Here is an 18279-nt window from a genome sequence, read left to right as displayed (position 1 = left end):
GGGGGAATGCACTTTTTTGTTTTTTGAGGGGGAAACCCCCTCAAACTGCCCCTTTCGATGAATACGGGGTGAACAAACCCAACTGCGTAAGGGGAAGAAGTACGACGGCTATCAGCTATCATGTTCCCCTCTCCATTTGGAGAGGGGGCTTGGGACATACTCCCCCTCTAAGGCATTTTGGGCGGCACGACGGGTAGGGCAAACCCCGTCGGCATGGTGAATTCCTCATACATATCAATCTTCAGCGTTGCCCCATCATGCAGTTCGATCAGACGTATCCAATCGTTGCCCGCCCAACCATTCGTTGTCGGCTGTATGACGATCTTCAAGGCATACTGCGCCACCCCTGATTCCCAGACCGCCAGTGTGAATTGCCCCGCCCCCTGAACGCCGATGAACAGGTAATACCAGCGGTTGGGGTTCAGGGTCACGCTGCTGCCTGGGTTTTGGGTGAATTCCTTCCCCGCGCTATCCCATCCCCACAGATAGGGAAACCATGTATTTTCGCTCCAATTTGCGGTAAAATTCAGACGGCGGTAGCCGGGTTTCGCCCATTCGCCGCTGCTGAGATAAAAGGACTTCGCGCCGCTGCCGTCGGGCGATTGAAAGCGCATTAAAAGCCCCTTCCCACTCGTCAGGGGTGGTTCTGAGCGGTAAATCGATTCGTAATCGGCTGCTACCCTGTTTTTGAGTGTTGCCACGCCCTGCTCAAAATCGATCTTCAACCCTGTGACGGACCACCTTCCGGCGAGGATTTCGCTGAAGCTGTTGAATTCCTGACGAGTCGTAATCTTTACGCCCAAAGAATGGAACGGCGAAAGGGGTGTGGCTGTCGCCGTCAGACGCGGCGTTCGTGTTGGGGCGGGGGTGGGTGTTTTCGTTGCCGCTTGGCTCACCCTTGCTCCCGGTGGCAGGCTGGGCATGGCGAAGCCAGCGGGAAGAGCATAGGATTCGTAGGTATCCAGTAAGATCGTGTTTGTGTTCCCCCCCGTCATGTAGACAGTGGGCTGCCATAGTTTTCCTGACCAACCTGACCCTCTTGGGTAGGCACCCGTATTCAACAAAAACGCGGAGGGGTTTTCTTTTTCCCACACATAGATAAAGACACGTCCCGTCGTCCCCAAGCGGAAGAACAGGTAATACCACGTGTTCGGTTTTAAGGTCACCGAAGCGAATTCATTCGTGCAGTCGGTGGTTTCCCCTAGACCGATGCAGTAGGTTGCCGCCCATCGATTTGAGTTGTCGCTGATGAAGTTCCAGCCATGATAGCTTGTTGTCGGATACTGTCCCATCTCAATATACAGGTTGCGCAGCCCAATGGGTGTGCTGTAGGAGAATAAAAACAGCGCTCCTTGCCCGTCCTTTATTCCCGTTCCAGCCCCGTGTATTGCCGCCGCGCCAAGAGGATCACGCAGGCTCATCGCCATGACGCCATCCTTGAAGGCAAGTTTGTAATCGCCACCGATATTCCAAGCGTTTACAACCGCGCTCAGATTATCAAAGCCGTGATCGGTCAGGCGCAGCGCCCCTGTTTCCGCCAAAATCGGAACCGCCGCCGCAACCCGCTGTGGCGTCCGTGTTGGGGTGGATGTGGGCGGCTTGGTATTGGTGGGTGGTCGGTTGGTGGGAGAGGGAGTATTCGTCGGACGCAGCGTGTTTGTCTTGGTGGGCGGTGGGGTAACGGTGTTCGTAGGACGTGCCGTGTTTGTATTTGTTGGGCGCGAGGTGACCGTGTTTGTTGGGAGGGCTGTATTTGTCGCCTTCTCTGTCGCCGTTGGAGGTAAGGTCTCTGTCGCCCCTGCCGCTGCAAGAAGGCTAGGCGTAAGGAAGGGATTCTGTGTCGCCTGAAGGACAGCCCGTGTCGGCGGTTCGGTGGGGGGGAGTGTGGCGGTTTCCACGACGGGCGCTCCGCCCCGCCCGCTGAGGGCGACGACGCCCACCACCGCCACAATGAGAACAGCGATTCCAGCCAAAAATGCCACCGGAGAGCGCCGTTGGGGAGGATCGTCACCGGGAAGGGCGGTGGTGGGTGCGGGCATCCCGATTGAACTTCCGCTATAGCCTTCCCCCGCTGTGATCGGCAGCGGGTTCGTCAGATCGCCGCTGATTCCTACCGCCGTTGCCTCCGCTGCATGGGGTGCGGATCGGGCTGCTCCTCCAACCGATCTTCCATTAAACGCCGCCGAGAGCGCTTCCGCCATCTCCCCTGCTGTGTTGAAGCGCCCATCACGCTCTTTGGCAAGTGCCATTTGCAGCACGGGATCAACGTCTTTGGGTACGTCTGGGCGCAGCAAGCGTGGGCTAGGCGGCGGGTTAAACACGTGCATATGCATCATCGCGTAGGGGGTATCCGCCGTGAAGGGAACGCTGCCCGTGATCATCTCGTAGAGGACAATGCCTAGTGCGTACACATCGGAGCGAGCATCGAGTGTTTCGCCACGCCACTGTTCGGGAGACATGTACGCCGGTGTTCCCATCGCTGTCCCTGTCTGGGTCAGCGACATCATCTCGGCGCTCACTTTGGCTATGCCAAAATCGGTCAGAATGGCGTTTCCCCGCTCATCGATGAGGATGTTTTGGGGCTTCAAATCGCGGTGAACAATACCCCGTTCGTGGGCATAATCGAGCGCATCGGCAATCTGGCTGAACAGACGGTTGATCAGGGGAAAATCGAGGCGTGTTTGGGCTTTGATCAGGGCGGCGAGGCTGCCTCCCTTTTGCCACTCCATGACGAGGTAAATGACCCCCTGCACCTCGCCATAATCGAACACTTTTAAAATATTGGGGTGGGTCAGCGCTCCGACGGTGTTCACCTCGCGCTCAAAGCGCTGGAGCATGATCGCCGCATCGCCAACGCCGCTTTTGACGACCTTCACGGCGACATCGCGGCGGATGTTCTTTTGGCGGGCGCTGTAGACCGTTGCCATGCCGCCCGCCCCAATCACACCGGTGATCTCATAATTCCCTATGGTCGCCCCAATCAAATCGCTCATGAAAGAATTGCCTTTGTGTAGGTTGCTGCCCCTTTGAGGATATGATTGTAGATCAAAAGAGAATGAATGGGGTCAATCAGCCCCCTCGTGGACAAGAGCGATCACCGCCGCTTGGAGATCGTCAAAGAAAACGGTTTCAGCCGTTTCGCCGCCGCTGTTCGTCCACATGGCAAGGATCACCCCTGACTTAGGGTACTGCATCTGCACCGCCAAGTAACCGGGGAGTGACCCATCGTGTTCATAGCGCAGCCCGTGATCGGTCTGGCTGATGAAGATATGGTAGCCAACCTGTTCGCCATCCTCCCCTTCGGTAACGGGAGTCGTCATGAGCGTGGCAAGTCCGGCATCCAGCAGCGTGCCATCAACGAACAACGCCTTCATAAAGAGCGCCATATCCTCGGCGGTGGTGACAATGCCGCCATCGGGCAAGCCGCCGCCCTGATAGCTATCGCCAATTTCGATCAGCCCGTCGCCTTCATCCTCATACCCCCGCGCAATGCGCACAGGGACTGGCTCAAAGACCTCAATATAGGTGTGTTTTAAACCTAAGGGGGTGAAGATACGCGAACGAAGAACTTGGGCATAGGGCTGCCCGGTCACTTTTTCAAGGATCACGCCGAGCAAGACGGTATTCGTGTTGCTGTAGGCATAGGCTGTACCGGCGGGGAATTCGGCGGGTTTGTCCCATGCATAGCGCAGCGCCTCGGCAAGGGTGAAGTCCATTTTATTGGGGTCATCCATGCCGAAATCATCGCTGTTGAAGTAATCGAAAATGCCACTGGTGTGGGAGAGAAGCTGCCCTACAGTGGCGGTCTTGGCGTTCGCAATGTGGTCCCGATCATCGGCGCCTAAAAATGGGGCAATCGGATCATCGAGCGCCAAGGTCCCCTCGCCAATAAGCTGCATGACCGCCGCACCGACCCACACCTTAGAGCAACTGGCAATTCGCCCCACATCACTCGTCGTTAGGGCTGTCCGCGTCGTTTTATCCGAAACGCCAGCGGCGGCGAGGACAATCCCCGCTTCCGGTGTGTAGATGGCTATCGAGACACCAACCAATCCTTCCCGAACGGCATCATCGGCAAGCCGTTGTAGTGCCGCTTGAAGGTCTGCGGCGCGGGTTGGCACGGCGAGAGGCAAGGTGGCGAGGATAACCGCCAAAACCAGACCGCTTATGAGTGTTAAACGGGTGCGCATGGTCGATTTCCTTTAATGTCTTGCCAACCCTCGAATGCTATCGATAACAGCCATTGTTTAGGGGCATTGATGTTGGCAGGTGGGAAACGGAATGTGTGTCGGCGGAACTGCCGTCGGCGGGATCGCTGTCGCCGTTGGCGGAACTGCCGTCGGCGGGATCGCTGTCGCCGTTGGCGGAACAGCCGTCGGCGGAACTGCCGTCGGCGGAACTGCTGTGGGCGGAACTGCTGTGGGCGAATTATTGGCTGACGTCGACGGGTTATTGGCTGCCGTTGGGGGAATCGGTGTTGCCCCGCTGGAAGGATTGTTGTTGGGCGTTGCCGTAAACGTGCGGACACGGGTTGCGGTACGCATGGCGGTGGGCGGCACAACAACAGTCACCACGACATCAAAGGTTTCAAGCGCCATCATTTGGGCGACATTTTCCGTCCACAGGGCGCTTTCGTGAATCCAGCCCTTCTCTGTAGCATTTGCGACATTTGAGGCGTTGGGTACTTCAATTAAGAACCAGAAATCATTCGTCTCTTTGCTGCGTATTTTGGCAAAGGCACGCAGTTGAACAGACATATCGACCATGAGCAAGACACGGTAGCTTGTGCTGGGACCAATGCGGATGTTAGCCCGTGAGCGCGTTAGGACGGAGACCCAAGCGGGGGTCGGTGTTACTGTACTGGTGCTTGTAGATGTATAGGTGGCGGTTGGGATAGGGGTGTTTGTTGCCATCAGCGCCAGTGTGATCGCGTTTCCTGTTGCTGTCCGCTCTACAATCCATTGGGCGGTGGCAAGCAAATCAGGCGTCTCTGAGGGGGTGATTGTCATGGTCGCGGTATAGGCGGCTATAGTGGAGGCAATATCAAGCGTTTGCTTGGCGTTGAGCGTCGCCATGACCAACCCGACGAGCGTTTCCTGATTGGGCGCTTCGGTGGGCGTCAGGGATGGTGTGAAGGTATGCGTTGGAGTGAAGGTATATGTCGCAGTTTCCGTGTGCGTTGCCGTTGGGGTTTCGGTGAAGGTCGCCGTCGCTGTTGGGATGTCCGTTAGCAGCGCGGCAACTTCGGTAGGCTGTTCTGCGGAGGCGGCGCTTGGCGTTGAACGCCCGCTCATGGTCAGAAACAGTCCAATCATGATAAGGGCGAGAATGCTGACGACCCCCAGAACGGCAATGCCTCCCCGCTGAGGGGTAACCATTGTCTGTGCGACTGTCTGTGTGACTGTCTGTGCAGCAGCTGATGGTACGTATAATGGCTGTTGTACTGTTGATTGCTCTGGCACAAAAAGGGATGTAGGCATGGCAATTGCCACTGGCTGCGTTCCGGTGGGCATTTTCTCATATGTCCCCGTTGGCGGGGGGACGACAATTCCGGCGGGGAGGCGTCCGCTGTGGATTGCCGCTTGGAAAACCGTTGCCATGTGGTCGGCGGAACGGAAGCGTTGGTTGGGATTCTTCGCCAGTGCCACCGCCAAAAAGTCATCGATCACCGGAGGGAGCATAGGGTTGATGCTGGTTGCCTGCAGCGCATCTTCATAAATGTGCATGTGCATCATGCGGTAGGGCGTCTCCCCATTGTGCGGGGTACGTCCGGTGACCATCTCATAGACAATCACCCCTAGCGCGTAGAGATCGGTACGGTTATCAGCATAACTGCCGTTCCAGAGTTCCGGCGCAATGTAGGCGGGCGTGCCGACCACCGTCCCTGTGCTGGTCATTTTGCGTTCGGTCAGCAGCTTTGCCACGCCGAAATCGGTGAGAAAGGCGTTGCGGAAACTATCCAGCAAAATATTATCCGGCTTCAAGTCGCGGTGAATGATTCCCTGTTGATGGGCAACATCCAGCGCCCGCGCCACCTGCTGGAGCATCTCGCTCGCCTTCTCCAGCGGCATATCCCCCTCAGCGCGGAGCAAGCGGGCAAGGCTGCCCCCCTCCAAGAGTTCCATGGCAAGGTAGGCAAGGTCGCCCTCGCTGCCATAATCAAAGACCTTCACAATATGCGGGTGGCTCAATTTGGCAATCGTGTTCGCCTCGCGCCGGAAACGCTCCACAAACATGGGATCGTTCATCATGTCGGAGCGGATGATCTTGATCGCCACATCGCGTTCCACCGATGCCTGCCGTGCGCGGTAGACAGTTGCCATCCCGCCCACACCCAAGCGCGAGATGATCTCATACTGCCCTAAACGCTTCCCTATCAATGAGTCCATAATTCCCATCCTATAACCCTATGAGCTATGAAAAAAAATTTACTCACCTTACGCACAGCCCCTCACCCCCCAGCCCTCTCTCCCCCTATGCTGGCTGAGGGGGAGTGCATTTTTTTGAGGGGGCTTCTACTCTAAAACGTATGTCAAAAACCCCTATCTCTCTACCCCCTTTCCCTGCAAGCGGGGAAAGGGGGTAAACAACCCCTCTCCTTTATGGAGGGTCAAGGAGCGGGGTTTTGAAATGACTTGTACAAAAAACATCCTCATCATGTACATGGGTTTGGACCACAACTGGTTGGGATAGGCGTTCGGGTTGGCGTGAACGCGGGCAGGGTGGTTGGGGGAATGGGCGTTGCTGTTCGGGCAGGGACTGTTTCTACTGCCCCACTTGTTGCCATTATCGTTGGAAGCGGGTTCGCCCCATCGGGGGTGCTGGTCAAGGTTGCCTGACTCGGTGTGGCTGTGCGCGTGTTCAGCGGCGGCGGCGGGATGGTGATGGCAGTAGCGAGATTCACGGCGTAGATCGGATCGCTGACCTCCACAACATCTTCGGAAATCCAGCCCTGTTTTTGCAGGTTTGGCACATCAATCAAATACCAAATTGCCCCGTCTTTGCCCTTCACTTTGGCAAAGGCGTAGAAGTCGCTTGTTGTTTCAACCACTGCCAAAACCAGATAATTCGTGCCGGGACCCATCCGAATCCGTGTGCGGGGCTGCGCCATGATGCGCAGCATTGACTCTGTGGGGGTGGGTGTTGGAGTGTAGGTGTTTGTGGCGGTGGCGGTTAGGGTCGGGGTCTTTGTTGCCATCAGCGCCAGTCTGAGGGCGTTTCCCGTTGCTGTTTGTTCCACAATCCACTGTGCTGTGGCAAGAATATCGGGCGTCTCCGTCGGGGTGATCGTCATTGTCTCCGTGTGTGATACCATCACGGAAATAGCTTCCAGTGTTTGCTTGGCGCTGAGGGTTGCCATGACCACGCCAACGAGCGTTTCCTGATTGGGCGCTTCGGTCGGTGTCAGAGACGGCGTGAAGGTATATGTCGCTGTTTCGGTATAGGTTGCCGTCGCTGTCATTGTTGGCATGTCTGTCACCAGCACGGCAACTTCGCTAGGGGGGATCGTGGGATTGGCGCTCGGCGTTGAACGCCCGCTCATGCTCAACAGCAGACCGATCACGGCAAGGGTGAGAACGCCTACCACCCCGAAAACAACCGCGCCCCCCCGCCCAATCGATGAGGCAGCCTGAGACCTTGAGCGGGCGGTGCGGTTGGGCATTTGTTGAGACCCCGTTGGCGTGGGGACGACGATTCCCGGGGGGAGGCGTCCGCTGTGGATTGCCGCTTGGAAAACCGTTGCCATGTGGTCGGCGGAACGGAAGCGCTGGTCAGGGTCTTTCGCCAATGCCACCGCTAAAAAGTCATCAATGACGGGAGGGAGCGTCGGGTTGATGCTGGTTGCTGGCGGCGCATCTTCGTAGATGTGCATGTGCATCATGCGGTAGGGTGTATCCCCATTGTGGGGGACTCGCCCGGTGAGCATTTCGTAAACGATCACCCCTAGCGCGTAGAGATCGCTGCGGTTATCGGCATAACTGCCGTTCCAGAGTTCGGGGGCAATGTAGGCGGGCGTCCCAATCACCGCTCCGGTGCTGGTCATTTTCTGTTCGGTCAGCAGCTTTGCCACGCCGAAATCGGTGAGAAAGGCGTTGCGAAAACTATCCAGCAAAATATTATCTGGCTTCAAATCGCGATGAATGATTCCCTGTTGATGGGCAACATCCAGCGCTCGCGCTACCTGCTGGAGCATCTCGCTCGCCTTCTCCAGCGGCATATCCCCTTCGGCACGGAGCAGGCGGGCAAGACTGCCCCCCTCCAAGAGTTCCATCACAAGGTAGGCAAGGTCGCCCTCGCTGCCATAATCAAAGACCTTCACAATGTGCGGGTGGCTCAGTTTGGCAATCGTGTTTGCCTCGCGCCGGAAACGCTCGGCAAATACAGGATCATTCATCATGTCGGAACGGATGATTTTGATCGCCACATCGCGTTCCACCGATGCTTGTCGTGCGCGGTAGACAGTCGCCATTCCCCCCGCCCCTAAACGGGAGATAATCTCGTATTGCCCTAGCCGTTTTCCAATCAATGAGTCCATCAGGATTCCTGAAGAGTGTAAAGGGAGACCAAGCGTCAAACATTGTATCGCGCTTGTCCGCTTTATGGTTTAATGTAGATTAAAAAAAACAAATATTTACAAACAAAACAAATCCAAAGGGGTTGTATCCTACGTAAAGCAACACTCGTCAGGGGAGACTATTGCAAGGGGGCATGTTCCTTTGTACTATTATTCACGATTTTCCCAAGAGGAATGCGTGCTGTGACCACCGACGATCTCGCCCGTTACCGTCAAACCGATGCCAGTGGCATGAGTGACCATCTCGCCCGTTTCCCCGACGATCTGGCGGCGGCGTGGGCGCTTGGGGCGGGGCTGCCCCTTGCTGAATCGTTCCCGCGTATTGCACGAATCGTCATCGTTGGGTTGGCGGAGGCGAAACTTGCCGGAGAGATGCTCGCCGCCTATGCCGCCGATCTGTGCAATGTCCCAATCTGTGTTTGGGGTGGGCGCGATCTGCCCGCCTTTGCCGATGGGCAAAGCACACTGGTGATCCTGATCGACCACAGCGGCAGCTCAGCCGATCTGTGCGCGGCACGCGATCTAGCCGACGCACGGGGGGCAAAGATGCTTGTGATCAGCATGGGCGGGGCGCTGGCAGCGGCGGCGGAACGGGCTGGCTCTACACTCTGGCGCTATAAAACGGCTGCCTCTGAACGGGCGGCATTAGGGTGGCAGTTTGGCTTACTGCTGGCGTTTTTTGCCCGCCTAGGCTGGCTGCGCGATCTCGATTCTGACATGGGGGAGGCGATTCGTGTTCTGCGCGAGGAGCAGCCCATCATCGGGTTTTCTGTGCCGCCTACGGAAAATCCAGCAAAACGCCTCGCTGCTCAAATGATAGGACGCCTCCCCCTGATTTACGCTGGCGGCGTCCTGATTCCGGCGGCACGCCGCTGGAAGGCACAAATCGCCCTGAATGGGAAAGCCCCCGCCCTCGCGGATTCGCTCCCTGACCTCACCCTCATCACGCTTTCAGGGCTGGCGATGATTCCATCGGGTATCCGTATCGGGGCATTTTGTCTGGCAGCGCCGAACGAGCCGCCGCACCTTCGGGCAGCGGCGGAAGCGGCGCGGCAAGTGTTCATGATGGAGGGGATTGTTCCTGATACGGTCACGGCAAAGGGCGCCTCGTCATTGGCGCACCTGCTCTATGCCGTCCATTTCGGGGATTATGTCAGCCTTTACCTCGCCCTGCTGACAGACACCGACCCAACACCCACCCCTGCCCGTGACGAGGCTATGGCAATTCTGACTCGCGTGGAAACGACGAACAACTAAAAAGGAAGACCTCATGTCCGATGTGAAAAAGCCTGACCATGTGCGCCTGTTTATTCCCGGTCCCATCGAAGTTCGGAAAGAAATTCTGGACGAACAAGCCCGCTGGATGATTGGGCATCGCGGCGCGGAATTCGAGGCGCTGTTCAGCAGTGTTCAAACGAAACTTCGCCAAGCGTTCTTCACCCAATCGCGGGTGTATGTGTCCACCTCGTCGGGAACGGGCTTGTGGGAGGCGGCATCACGCAACTGTATTCGGGATAGCGTCCGCGTGCTGCACCTTGTGAACGGGGCGTTCAGCGAACGGTGGGCGGATGTTAGCGAGCGCAATGGGAAAAAGGTCGATGTGATCAACGCCGAATGGGGCAAGGCGATCAAGCCGGAAGACGTGGCAGAGCGCCTGAAGGCACAGCCCTACGACGCAGTGGCGATTGTCCTGAACGAAACCAGCACGGGGGTGAAAAACCCGCTAGAAGACATGGTGAAGGTGATTCAGCAGTACCCAGACACCCTGATCCTTGTGGACGCGGTAAGCATCTTTGGCGGCTATAAGATCGATTTTGACGGTCTGGGCTTGGATGTTCTGCTGACCAGCACGCAAAAGGCAATGGCGCTGCCGCCGGGCTTGGCGTTTGCCGCTGTTTCAGATCGGGCGTTGGCGCGGGCGAAGGAAATTCCCTATCGCGGCTACTATTTTGACTTCCTTGAACTGGAAAGTTTCCTCGTCAAAAACAATACCCCCTCTACCCCAAACGTCTCGCTGCTGTATGCTACCGAAAAGCAGATGGACTACATTGTCAATGTAGAAGGGTTGGAAAACCGCTTTGCCCGTCACCAGAAGCTGGCGGAAATGACCCGCGATTGGGTGGTCGAATCGGGGTTTGCTATGTTCAGCGAGGAAGGCTACCACTCGCCAACGGTTAGCACGGTGGCAAACACCCGCAATGTAGAAGTGAAGGCGCTGAACAAATTCCTAAAGGGGCGCGGGATGACGCTCTCTGATGGTTATGGGCAGTTGAAGGATAAAACCTTTCGCATCGCCCACATGGCAGATTTGACGGCGGACGATCTGCGTGAACTCTTTGCCGCAGTGAGTGATTTTCTGAATGGGGCGAAAGCCTAAAAACCCCTAACGCTATCTATGCGGTTTCGCCGGGCGCGTTCTGACGCGCCCTCACACGATGCCTTCCCTTTAGGCTTGTTTCCCGCCACTCATCGTAGCGACAATCTGCCCCACAATTCCGCTGATCTCCATAGGCAGGACAAACTTTGTAGAAGGCGACGAGCCGATCTTTTGCAGCGCCTCTAAGTATTGGAGCGCCATCGTCTTTTCATCAACCCCCTTCGCCTCGGCTTGAATCACGCTGAGCGCGGCAGCAAACCCTTGCGCCCGCAGCGCTTGTGCCTGTCGTTCGCCTTCTGCCGTCAGGATGGCGGATTGCTTCTCACCTTCAGCACGGAGGATAGCAGCCTGCTTTTCGCCCTCGGCAACCATAATCGAGGCTTCGCGCTCCCCGCTGGCGGCGGTGACAGTGGCGCGGCGAGTACGTTCTGCCGTCATTTGGCGGTTCATCGCCTCTTGAATATCACGCGGCGGCTCAATCTCGCGGATTTCAACGTTGGTGACCTTCAGCCCCCACCGTTCGGTGATCTCATCGAGTTTCACCCGCAGCGATTCGTTGATCGTCTCGCGCTTTGCCAGCACGTCGTCCAGCGGAATATCCCCGATCACGGCACGGAGGGTTGTGGTGGCAATGTTCAGCGAGGCTTGGACGACATCATCAATCTGCAAGATCGCCAACTTCGGATCGACCACGCGGTAGTACACGAGGAAGTCAATGGCGATACTGGCATTGTCTTTCGTAATCGAAATCTGACGGGGGATTTCAAGGAAACGTTCCCGTAAGTCCACCTTGATCGCGTTTTCCCAGGGCAAGACAATGGTCACGCCCGGTCCCCGCGTGCCGGCGTAGCGCCCTAGCGAGAGGATCACCAGACGATTGTATTCAGCGACGATCTTGATGGACCGCATCAGCAGCCACAAGAGCATGATGACCAAAAAGACGATAATGAGAATTGTGACTTGGTTTGGCATTTAGTTCTCCAGTTCTCCATCTGCACCCGTGCGGCGGGCGTCCCGTTTATCCTTCTGGCGGGCAACCACTAACCGCAGCCCATCCCGACGCATCACGACGACACTTTCGCCAATGGGAATGGTGTCGTCACTATAGGCAGACCACTGCTCACTGCGCACATGAACCGTCCCCCCTGCCGGGGTGACTTGTGCCACAACACGCCCCACCGACCCGGGCAGCAGTTCTTCATCACCGAGGATGGGATCGCTCAGGCGTTTGTTCAAGAGCGGCAGCAACGCCCATTGGTAAAGGGCGAAGGAAACCGTCGCCGTAAAGACGATCAAGACGGGCGACACAGGCGACCCGCTGAAGATAAACAAGCCGCCTGCCATTTGTACCGCTAACCCAACAAGCGCCAACTGCGCCAACCCTTTACGGTAGAGCGGTAAGAGAAGATAGGCAAGTGTTCCGGCGGTGACCATCCCCACGGCGATCCAATTCGTCATTGGGTTGGTGGCAAAAGCATAAATTCCCACGCCCAAAAGGGCGAAGGAAATCGTTTCACCTGCGCCCGTCCCGGGTGTGTAGATGCTGAACACCGCCGTCCACAGACCAACGATGAGCAGCATGTAAATCAAATTTGCATCTTGGAGAATCATTCCTAACCTCTCCTTCCCCTTCATTATAGCCGGGGTTGGCGAATATGAAGGCAACACCCCTGAAGATTGGGGGATGGCACTCATCTGCCGAGCGTCTTTTCCCCTTTTACGACAAGGGTGAGTAAGACGCGCTGAAAGGCAAAAAAGCGGACAAGCGTACTGCGTACCCACATCCGTTCAGGGACGCTGCGCAGCAGTGTCCCCCGCACGAGATCAAGGGCAATCCGCTTCCACCAATGCCGCCGCGACCAAGCCTCTTTCAGCATTAGGCGGAGGACACCCAAGCGTCCCGGGTAATGATAGAGCGTGGCAAGCTGTGCTTGCTGCCGCCCCAAGCCACGACTTCGCCTCAGGAGGAATGAGCGGTTTTCCCGCTGCTCACCGAGGATATGCCAAACGAGCGCACCCGGCTGATAATAAATGGCGAGATGATCTTTGCGCATCCGCAGTAAAATATCAACATCTTCCCCCAACGTTTGCTGCCGACCTACCAACCCCAACCGCGTGTCATACGCATAGCGGCGAACAACCGCTGTGGGAAAGGCAATATTCCCTCCATTTACCATCCGAACGGACTGCACATCCTCACCATAATCAAGGTAGCCAAAATACCCCCGTAACTCGTCGGACATCCAACGGGGCGGTGCGTTTGTCCAGCGCAGCCAGATTCGCCCCCCCACAGCGCCGGGCGGCGGCACAATTCCCCGAAACGGTTCGATGAGCGCCGCCAACCACTGGGGTGAAGGCTGACAATCATCATCCAAAAAGGCGACATAAGGCGTTTGGGCGTAATCCAAAGCGACATTACGGGCGTGTGAGAGTCCAACAATAGGATCAAGGATATAGCGTATCTCAACGGCTGCCCGTTGGGCGATAGCTTCCACAAGTTGAGGGGTGCGATCTTTTGAGGCGTTATCAACCACCAAGATGACAAAGGCGAAATCCACCCCTTCCTGTGCCATCACCGCGTTGAGTGTTTCAGCCAACACCGCACAGCGGTTGTGGGTGCAGATAATCACCGTGACGAGCGGATCATCGGCGGAAGCAGTGATCGGATCAAAATTTGGGGACAACCGTGCGCCCTGTTGAAATAATAGGGATGATGTCGTCGGGGGATGATCCCTCCGGTGAGAGGGATTGTGGTGGCGGGCGTAAGGCACGGTACCCTTCCCGAAGGCGCAGGCTAAAGCGGCGCAGACGTTCGGCATGGGCATAACCAAACCAGCGGATCAACTGTCGGTAGCGTTTCCCTTCGGGTTGAAAGGTTGGTTGCAGCGCCAGAGTCTTCTTGATCAACGCTCGAAACAGGCGCTTGTCTTCAGGAAAAATCCGGCGGGCAATGCCAAAGTAACGCCCAGCAAGCACCTCTATGCGGAAAGGAGTCCATGCCTTATCGCGCTCCAAACGGGATTGCATCCGCTGCATAATCTCAAGTTCCCGTTCCGTGCGTACAGCGTTTGAGGCAGCAAGGCTTATCCGTTGCTGGCGAGGAAGAAGCGCCCGATACGACCCCAAGGAGAGCGGCGCGGTGGGATGATAGCCAAACAAGACGCCGTTCAACGCCGCCTCTACCACAAACCGCATATCGGTGAGAACGCGAAAACTGGTATCCCAGACCAGTCCACGCACCGCATCAGCGCGAAACAAGTAGACAAAGAGCGGACACCACCAATCCATGATCAGGTAGCCGACAGGATCATCGATCTGGCTCATGGTGTAAAACCAGCGCTTGATTTTCCCCTCTTTCGTTCGCGCCACGAACATCCAATCCGAATAGCCAACGCCGATCTCTGGATGCTGCTCCATATACGCCACTTGGCTAGAAACTGCCTCTGGGTCAAGCACATCATCATCGTCGGTAAATTTTAAATAGCGCCCTTGTGCCAGCCCCGTCCCCAGATTGCGTGCCGCCTGTACCCCGCCATGCTCCGCCAAAACAACGCGGCATGGCGCTCCCAGCGCTGCCAGATACGCCCGTGTATCGTCGGTGCTGCCGTCATCGACAATGATGATCTCGTAGGTGCAGGTGAGTTTCCCCAGCACCGATTCAACCACCTCTTGGAGCAGTTGGCGGCGGTTATAGGTGGTGATGATGATCGACAGATCAAGGGGATCGTTAGGTGTCATAAGGGATGAGTATACCCCGCCAAGGGCGACGCTTGGGCAAGACGTGTTTCCGGCTCGTAGGCGGTAATGACTGCCGGCGTGATCGTATTCGTCAGGACGGATTTTCCCACCCATCGCGCCCGAAGGAAGGTTTCCGTATAGCCTGTGTTCAAATAGCCCTCGGCGCTTGCGCCGCTCACCGCTTCCCAAAGGATAGTCACCGGCTGCCCGATGAATTGGCGGGCATAGGCAGTTTCTTCGCGGTGGGCAAGCGCCTGAAGGGTTTCGCTGCGGGCTTTTTTCACCGCGTCCGAGATATGGTTGGGAAGTTTTATTGCTGCTGTGCCGGGGCGCGGACTATAACGAAAAATATGCATGGCGGCGAAATGCATGTCCTCAATAAAGGTGTGGCTTGTGGCAAACTCTGCATCGGTTTCGCCCGGGTAGCCCACAATGACGTCCGTCGCCAGCGCCACATTGGGAATCGCCTCCCGTGCTGCTTCAACAATCGTGCGGAATTCCCGCTGGCTGGTGCGGCGGATCATTCGTTTGAGCGTCGCATCGCTGCCGCTTTGCAGCGGAAGGTGAAGGTGGCGGCACAGGCGCGGATTTTCCCACAGACGGAAAAAGCCATCGGGGATTCCCCATGGCTCTAAGGACGATAAGCGAATTCGTGGCGCGTCGGTGTCGCTTAGCAGCGCCGCAAGGAGTTCCCAGAGGGCGAATCCCGCGCCCTGATCCTCGCCATAGCTGCCCAAATGGACACCGGTCAGGACAAGTTCGCGGTAGCCCGCTGCAACCAACCCCTGCGCCTCGGCAACAATGGCGGCAACCGCTTTGCTGCGTCCCGCCCCCCGCGCCAAGCGAGTCACACAGAAGGCGCAGTGGCGATCACAGCCATCTTGAACTTTCAGAAATGCCCGCGTTCGCCCACCCGCCCCGATGATTGCCTCCCGTTGAAGAGGTTCATGATCATAGACTTCTGGCGCGCTGAGCGGCTCTCCGGTGACGATAGAGACAAGCGACTCTTTGGCAAGGTTATCGATCACATGGCTGACGCCGGGCAAACCCTGAATGTCTTGGGGCGCAATATGGGCATAACAACCGGTGACCACGATGTGGGCGTCGGCGTTGGCGCGGTGCATTTGGTGGATTGTTTGGCGGCTGCTGCGGACGGCATCTCCGGTGACCGCACAGGTGTTGATCACAATAACGCCGGCGGTTTCGGGTTCAGCCGTGACGGTATGCCCGTTCCCGCTGAACTGCCGCGCCATCTGATCGATCTCGCCCTGATTCAGCCGACAGCCGAGGTTGCGAAGGTGAATCGTTCGTTTTTCGGACATGGCAGCGTGCTGCTCTCCTCACTCCTATGTCGTCGTCTTCACGCCCTTCGCCGCAGGAAACATGGCATTGATAAGGCTACTTATTGTATCATGATAGGCAATGGCGTATACTACCCTCATCAGCCGTTGGCATGACCCGCTGAGGAATGCAAATCTCGATGACCGACCAATCCAATACAAAACCGGCGAATTTTACCGAGACCTTTAACCACTTGACCCAAAATCTGGATCGGTTAGAGACGGCACTCGAACAAAGCCTTCAGGCATTACGGAAACGTGGGATTCAACTCTCTGTAGATCTCACGGGGATGGTGCGCACGGTGCGCCAAGACCTTGAATCGGTCAGTAGTGGTGTTTCCCAAAATGCTGGACGGCTGCATCAACTTCAAGAACTCGTGCGCGTTTCAGCCCTGCTCAATTCGTCTTTGGAGCTAGACCGCGTTCTGGAAGAGGTCATGGACACCGTGATCCAACTGACCGGGGCAGAACGGGGCTACCTCATGCTCCAAGATAAAAACACCGGGGAATTGGAGATTCGCACAGCACGGAATTGGGATCGGGAGTCGCTCCTTGAGGGGGAAGCGATTTTCAGCCGAGGGATCATCAACACAGCGATTGAACAACGGCAGCCCATCCTAACCACGAATGCCCAAGACGATGCCCGCTTTCAGGGGATGCAGAGCGTGATGAGTCACGCCCTACGCTCGATCATTTGCGTGCCGCTGCAAGTACGAGGGCAGATTGTGGGCGTGCTGTATGCCGATAATCACATTGGGCAGGGGGTCTTTAACCCCGATAGTTTGTCCATCCTCAGCGCCTTTGCCAACCAAGCCTCTATCGCCATTCAGAACGCCCGCTTGTTCTCGCAAGTGAAGGCAGATTTGGTCGTGGCGCAGAAGGAAGTTCAAGAACTGCGGATCATGATTGACGAGGGCAAGAAGGACAAACAAGTCAAAGAAATCACCAATTCCGAATACTTCCGAGAATTAGAAGCGATGGCACGCACCCTGCGCCGCCGGAAGGATGAGGGGAACGAAGAAGGAAAATAAGCCCCTCTCACCTGCCAACGGGTGGGGGGCTAGACCTCTCCCTAGATGTTAAGCGCTGATACGGGCGCCGGGGGTATCAAATTTCCGATGGAAAAACACGGAAATATCCCGTATCTGGCGCAGCGCATCGAGATAGCTGCGATACTGTTTGGGATAGGCTTTCAAAATCTCGACAAGGGCTGGTTCGTAGGACAAGACATTTGCCGGGATGCGTCCGCGAGGCATTTCTTCGGGGAGCATTCCCGCCAATTGAAGCGGCAAGGGCAAGGCGTGAAAGCCAACGAGTTCCCCTCGGCAGTGGGCATCCCCACACAAACAATTCATCACCCAGGGCGCCCCTTGCGCCGAGCCATCATGGGGAACAGTAATTAAAGAATAGTCACAGTGTATTTGCTCACCGGGCTGAATCGGGCGGTGGGCAACAAAGGGAATCTTTCCTTCCTCTACCCATCCCCAATTGACAAACCCGCTGTTTGGTTCACAATGATGATTTACATACCAAAAAGGGTGTTCAGGTTCGACACAGAGGGAAAAATCGGGGATGATGGTGACCGACCTGTCGTTATATTTGTGGAAAGCATCCGCCCAAAGGCGAACGCTTAGTCGGGACTCATCTTGGAGTTCAAGCTGAAAAACAGGTTCACCGGGGGCAAAGGTCGTCTCGGCAAATAGCCCCCAACCGATAGACCCGATAGGTTTAGCGACAACGCCTTTCTCGATAAAGCGTTGTTCGGACGAACTGGTAGCTGTCGTGTAACTCATACAAGGCTCTGCAAATCCCTTTCTGATGCATATTCATCCCGTGAGCGGGTCGTGATCTAGAGTGCATTGTATGCCCATTTTGGGAAATTTGAGAAGGGGTCAATTTGGCGGTTTGAATAACCCCCCAAAAGAGGGGGAAAAGAGCGCTGGCGTGGTGGATTGATCGCGCCCCCCCTCGCAAGCGGAGAGGGAGAATTCATTTGCCCCTTTTGCCTGTGTACGGGCAAAGGGCGCGGCGGTACAGCCTCAGGGGGGCTTCCAACCATCCCTGTGGCGAACGGCTCGTCGTTCATTCCTGCTTGAACGCCGGCAGCCTTTTCCCCACACACTGCCTAAACCCACCCCTTGACATATTAGAACTTTTGTGCTACAATCGCTCCCACACACTGCGCACTGTGGTTTCGCGTCTAAAGCATACCGAACGGTATCACCTTCCCAAAGGTCGCCCACCGTACC

Annotated in this window: 13 protein-coding genes; 3 read left to right on the top strand and 10 right to left on the bottom strand. The window is 56.5% G+C overall.

Annotation, left to right across the window (positions count from 1 at the left end; all coding sequences use genetic code 11):
- Positions 1-167 precede the first annotated feature (167 nt).
- The 4 genes from HS103_03330 to HS103_03315 form a co-directional block, all read right to left on the bottom strand.
- Entirely contained in the window at positions 168-2993 is a 2826-nt protein-coding gene (locus tag HS103_03330) for a serine/threonine protein kinase (protein MBE7511833.1), read from the bottom strand.
- 72 nt (positions 2994-3065) lie between these two features.
- The gene (locus tag HS103_03325) at positions 3066-4190 is read right to left on the bottom strand and encodes a beta-lactamase family protein (protein MBE7511832.1); all 1125 of its coding nucleotides are present in this window, start codon (positions 4188-4190) and stop codon (positions 3066-3068) included.
- A gap of 57 nt (positions 4191-4247) precedes the next feature.
- Complete coding sequence (locus HS103_03320) at positions 4248-6389, bottom strand: protein kinase (protein ID MBE7511831.1); 2142 nt, start codon at positions 6387-6389, stop codon at positions 4248-4250.
- A 266-nt stretch (positions 6390-6655) separates the two neighbouring features.
- Entirely contained in the window at positions 6656-8536 is a 1881-nt protein-coding gene (locus tag HS103_03315; protein ID MBE7511830.1) for a protein kinase, read from the bottom strand.
- Positions 8537-8758: 222 nt separating this feature from the next.
- Between HS103_03315 and HS103_03310 the strand changes: the two genes are divergently transcribed.
- Together HS103_03310 and HS103_03305 are read left to right on the top strand one after the other, a co-directional pair.
- A complete protein-coding gene (locus tag HS103_03310) occupies positions 8759-9832 on the top strand; it encodes a hypothetical protein (protein ID MBE7511829.1) in 1074 nt (357 codons plus the stop codon).
- A 13-nt stretch (positions 9833-9845) separates the two neighbouring features.
- Positions 9846-10952: an alanine--glyoxylate aminotransferase family protein gene (locus tag HS103_03305; GenBank protein MBE7511828.1), complete on the top strand. Its 1107-nt coding sequence runs from the start codon at positions 9846-9848 to the stop codon at positions 10950-10952.
- A gap of 69 nt (positions 10953-11021) precedes the next feature.
- Here the strand turns inward: HS103_03305 and HS103_03300 are convergent, their stop codons facing one another.
- From HS103_03300 to mtaB, 5 genes are all read right to left on the bottom strand, one after another.
- The gene (locus HS103_03300; GenBank protein ID MBE7511827.1) at positions 11022-11924 is read right to left on the bottom strand and encodes an SPFH/Band 7/PHB domain protein; all 903 of its coding nucleotides are present in this window, start codon (positions 11922-11924) and stop codon (positions 11022-11024) included.
- Complete coding sequence (locus tag HS103_03295; protein ID MBE7511826.1) at positions 11925-12563, bottom strand: hypothetical protein; 639 nt, start codon at positions 12561-12563, stop codon at positions 11925-11927.
- Between the two features lie 80 nt (positions 12564-12643).
- Positions 12644-13636 (bottom strand): glycosyltransferase family 2 protein, encoded by a 993-nt coding sequence (locus tag HS103_03290; GenBank protein MBE7511825.1) that lies wholly within the window; start codon positions 13634-13636, stop codon positions 12644-12646.
- Positions 13620-14690 carry a glycosyltransferase family 2 protein gene (locus HS103_03285; protein MBE7511824.1) on the bottom strand — a complete coding sequence of 357 codons (1071 nt, stop codon included), beginning with the start codon at positions 14688-14690 and terminating at the stop codon, positions 13620-13622. The genes HS103_03290 and HS103_03285 overlap by 17 nt, the downstream gene beginning before the upstream one ends.
- Positions 14687-16012 carry a tRNA (N(6)-L-threonylcarbamoyladenosine(37)-C(2))-methylthiotransferase MtaB gene (gene mtaB, locus HS103_03280; GenBank protein MBE7511823.1) on the bottom strand — a complete coding sequence of 442 codons (1326 nt, stop codon included), beginning with the start codon at positions 16010-16012 and terminating at the stop codon, positions 14687-14689. The genes HS103_03285 and mtaB overlap by 4 nt, the downstream gene beginning before the upstream one ends.
- A gap of 158 nt (positions 16013-16170) precedes the next feature.
- Here mtaB and HS103_03275 point away from each other — a divergent pair, with 158 nt between their 5' ends.
- Complete coding sequence (locus HS103_03275; protein MBE7511822.1) at positions 16171-17061, top strand: GAF domain-containing protein; 891 nt, start codon at positions 16171-16173, stop codon at positions 17059-17061.
- Positions 17062-17109: 48 nt separating this feature from the next.
- Here the strand turns inward: HS103_03275 and HS103_03270 are convergent, their stop codons facing one another.
- Positions 17110-17823: an SET domain-containing protein gene (locus HS103_03270; protein ID MBE7511821.1), complete on the bottom strand. Its 714-nt coding sequence runs from the start codon at positions 17821-17823 to the stop codon at positions 17110-17112.
- Positions 17824-18279 lie beyond the last annotated feature (456 nt).

Source organism: Anaerolineales bacterium (assembly GCA_015075625.1).
GTDB lineage: Bacteria > Chloroflexota > Anaerolineae > Aggregatilineales > UBA2796 > UBA2796.
This window is presented reverse-complemented; position numbering and strand designations above follow the sequence as displayed.

Coding starts and splice junctions, on each gene's coding strand:
- HS103_03330 (MBE7511833.1), bottom strand. CDS start 2,993: ATGAGCGATTTGATTGGGGCGACCATAGGGAATTATGAGATCACCGGT.
- HS103_03325 (MBE7511832.1), bottom strand. CDS start 4,190: ATGCGCACCCGTTTAACACTCATAAGCGGTCTGGTTTTGGCGGTTATC.
- HS103_03320 (MBE7511831.1), bottom strand. CDS start 6,389: ATGGACTCATTGATAGGGAAGCGTTTAGGGCAGTATGAGATCATCTCG.
- HS103_03315 (MBE7511830.1), bottom strand. CDS start 8,536: ATGGACTCATTGATTGGAAAACGGCTAGGGCAATACGAGATTATCTCC.
- HS103_03305 (MBE7511828.1), top strand. CDS start 9,846: ATGTCCGATGTGAAAAAGCCTGACCATGTGCGCCTGTTTATTCCCGGT.
- HS103_03300 (MBE7511827.1), bottom strand. CDS start 11,924: ATGCCAAACCAAGTCACAATTCTCATTATCGTCTTTTTGGTCATCATG.
- HS103_03295 (MBE7511826.1), bottom strand. CDS start 12,563: ATGATTCTCCAAGATGCAAATTTGATTTACATGCTGCTCATCGTTGGT.
- HS103_03285 (MBE7511824.1), bottom strand. CDS start 14,690: ATGACACCTAACGATCCCCTTGATCTGTCGATCATCATCACCACCTAT.
- mtaB (MBE7511823.1), bottom strand. CDS start 16,012: ATGTCCGAAAAACGAACGATTCACCTTCGCAACCTCGGCTGTCGGCTG.
- HS103_03275 (MBE7511822.1), top strand. CDS start 16,171: ATGACCGACCAATCCAATACAAAACCGGCGAATTTTACCGAGACCTTT.
- HS103_03270 (MBE7511821.1), bottom strand. CDS start 17,823: ATGAGTTACACGACAGCTACCAGTTCGTCCGAACAACGCTTTATCGAG.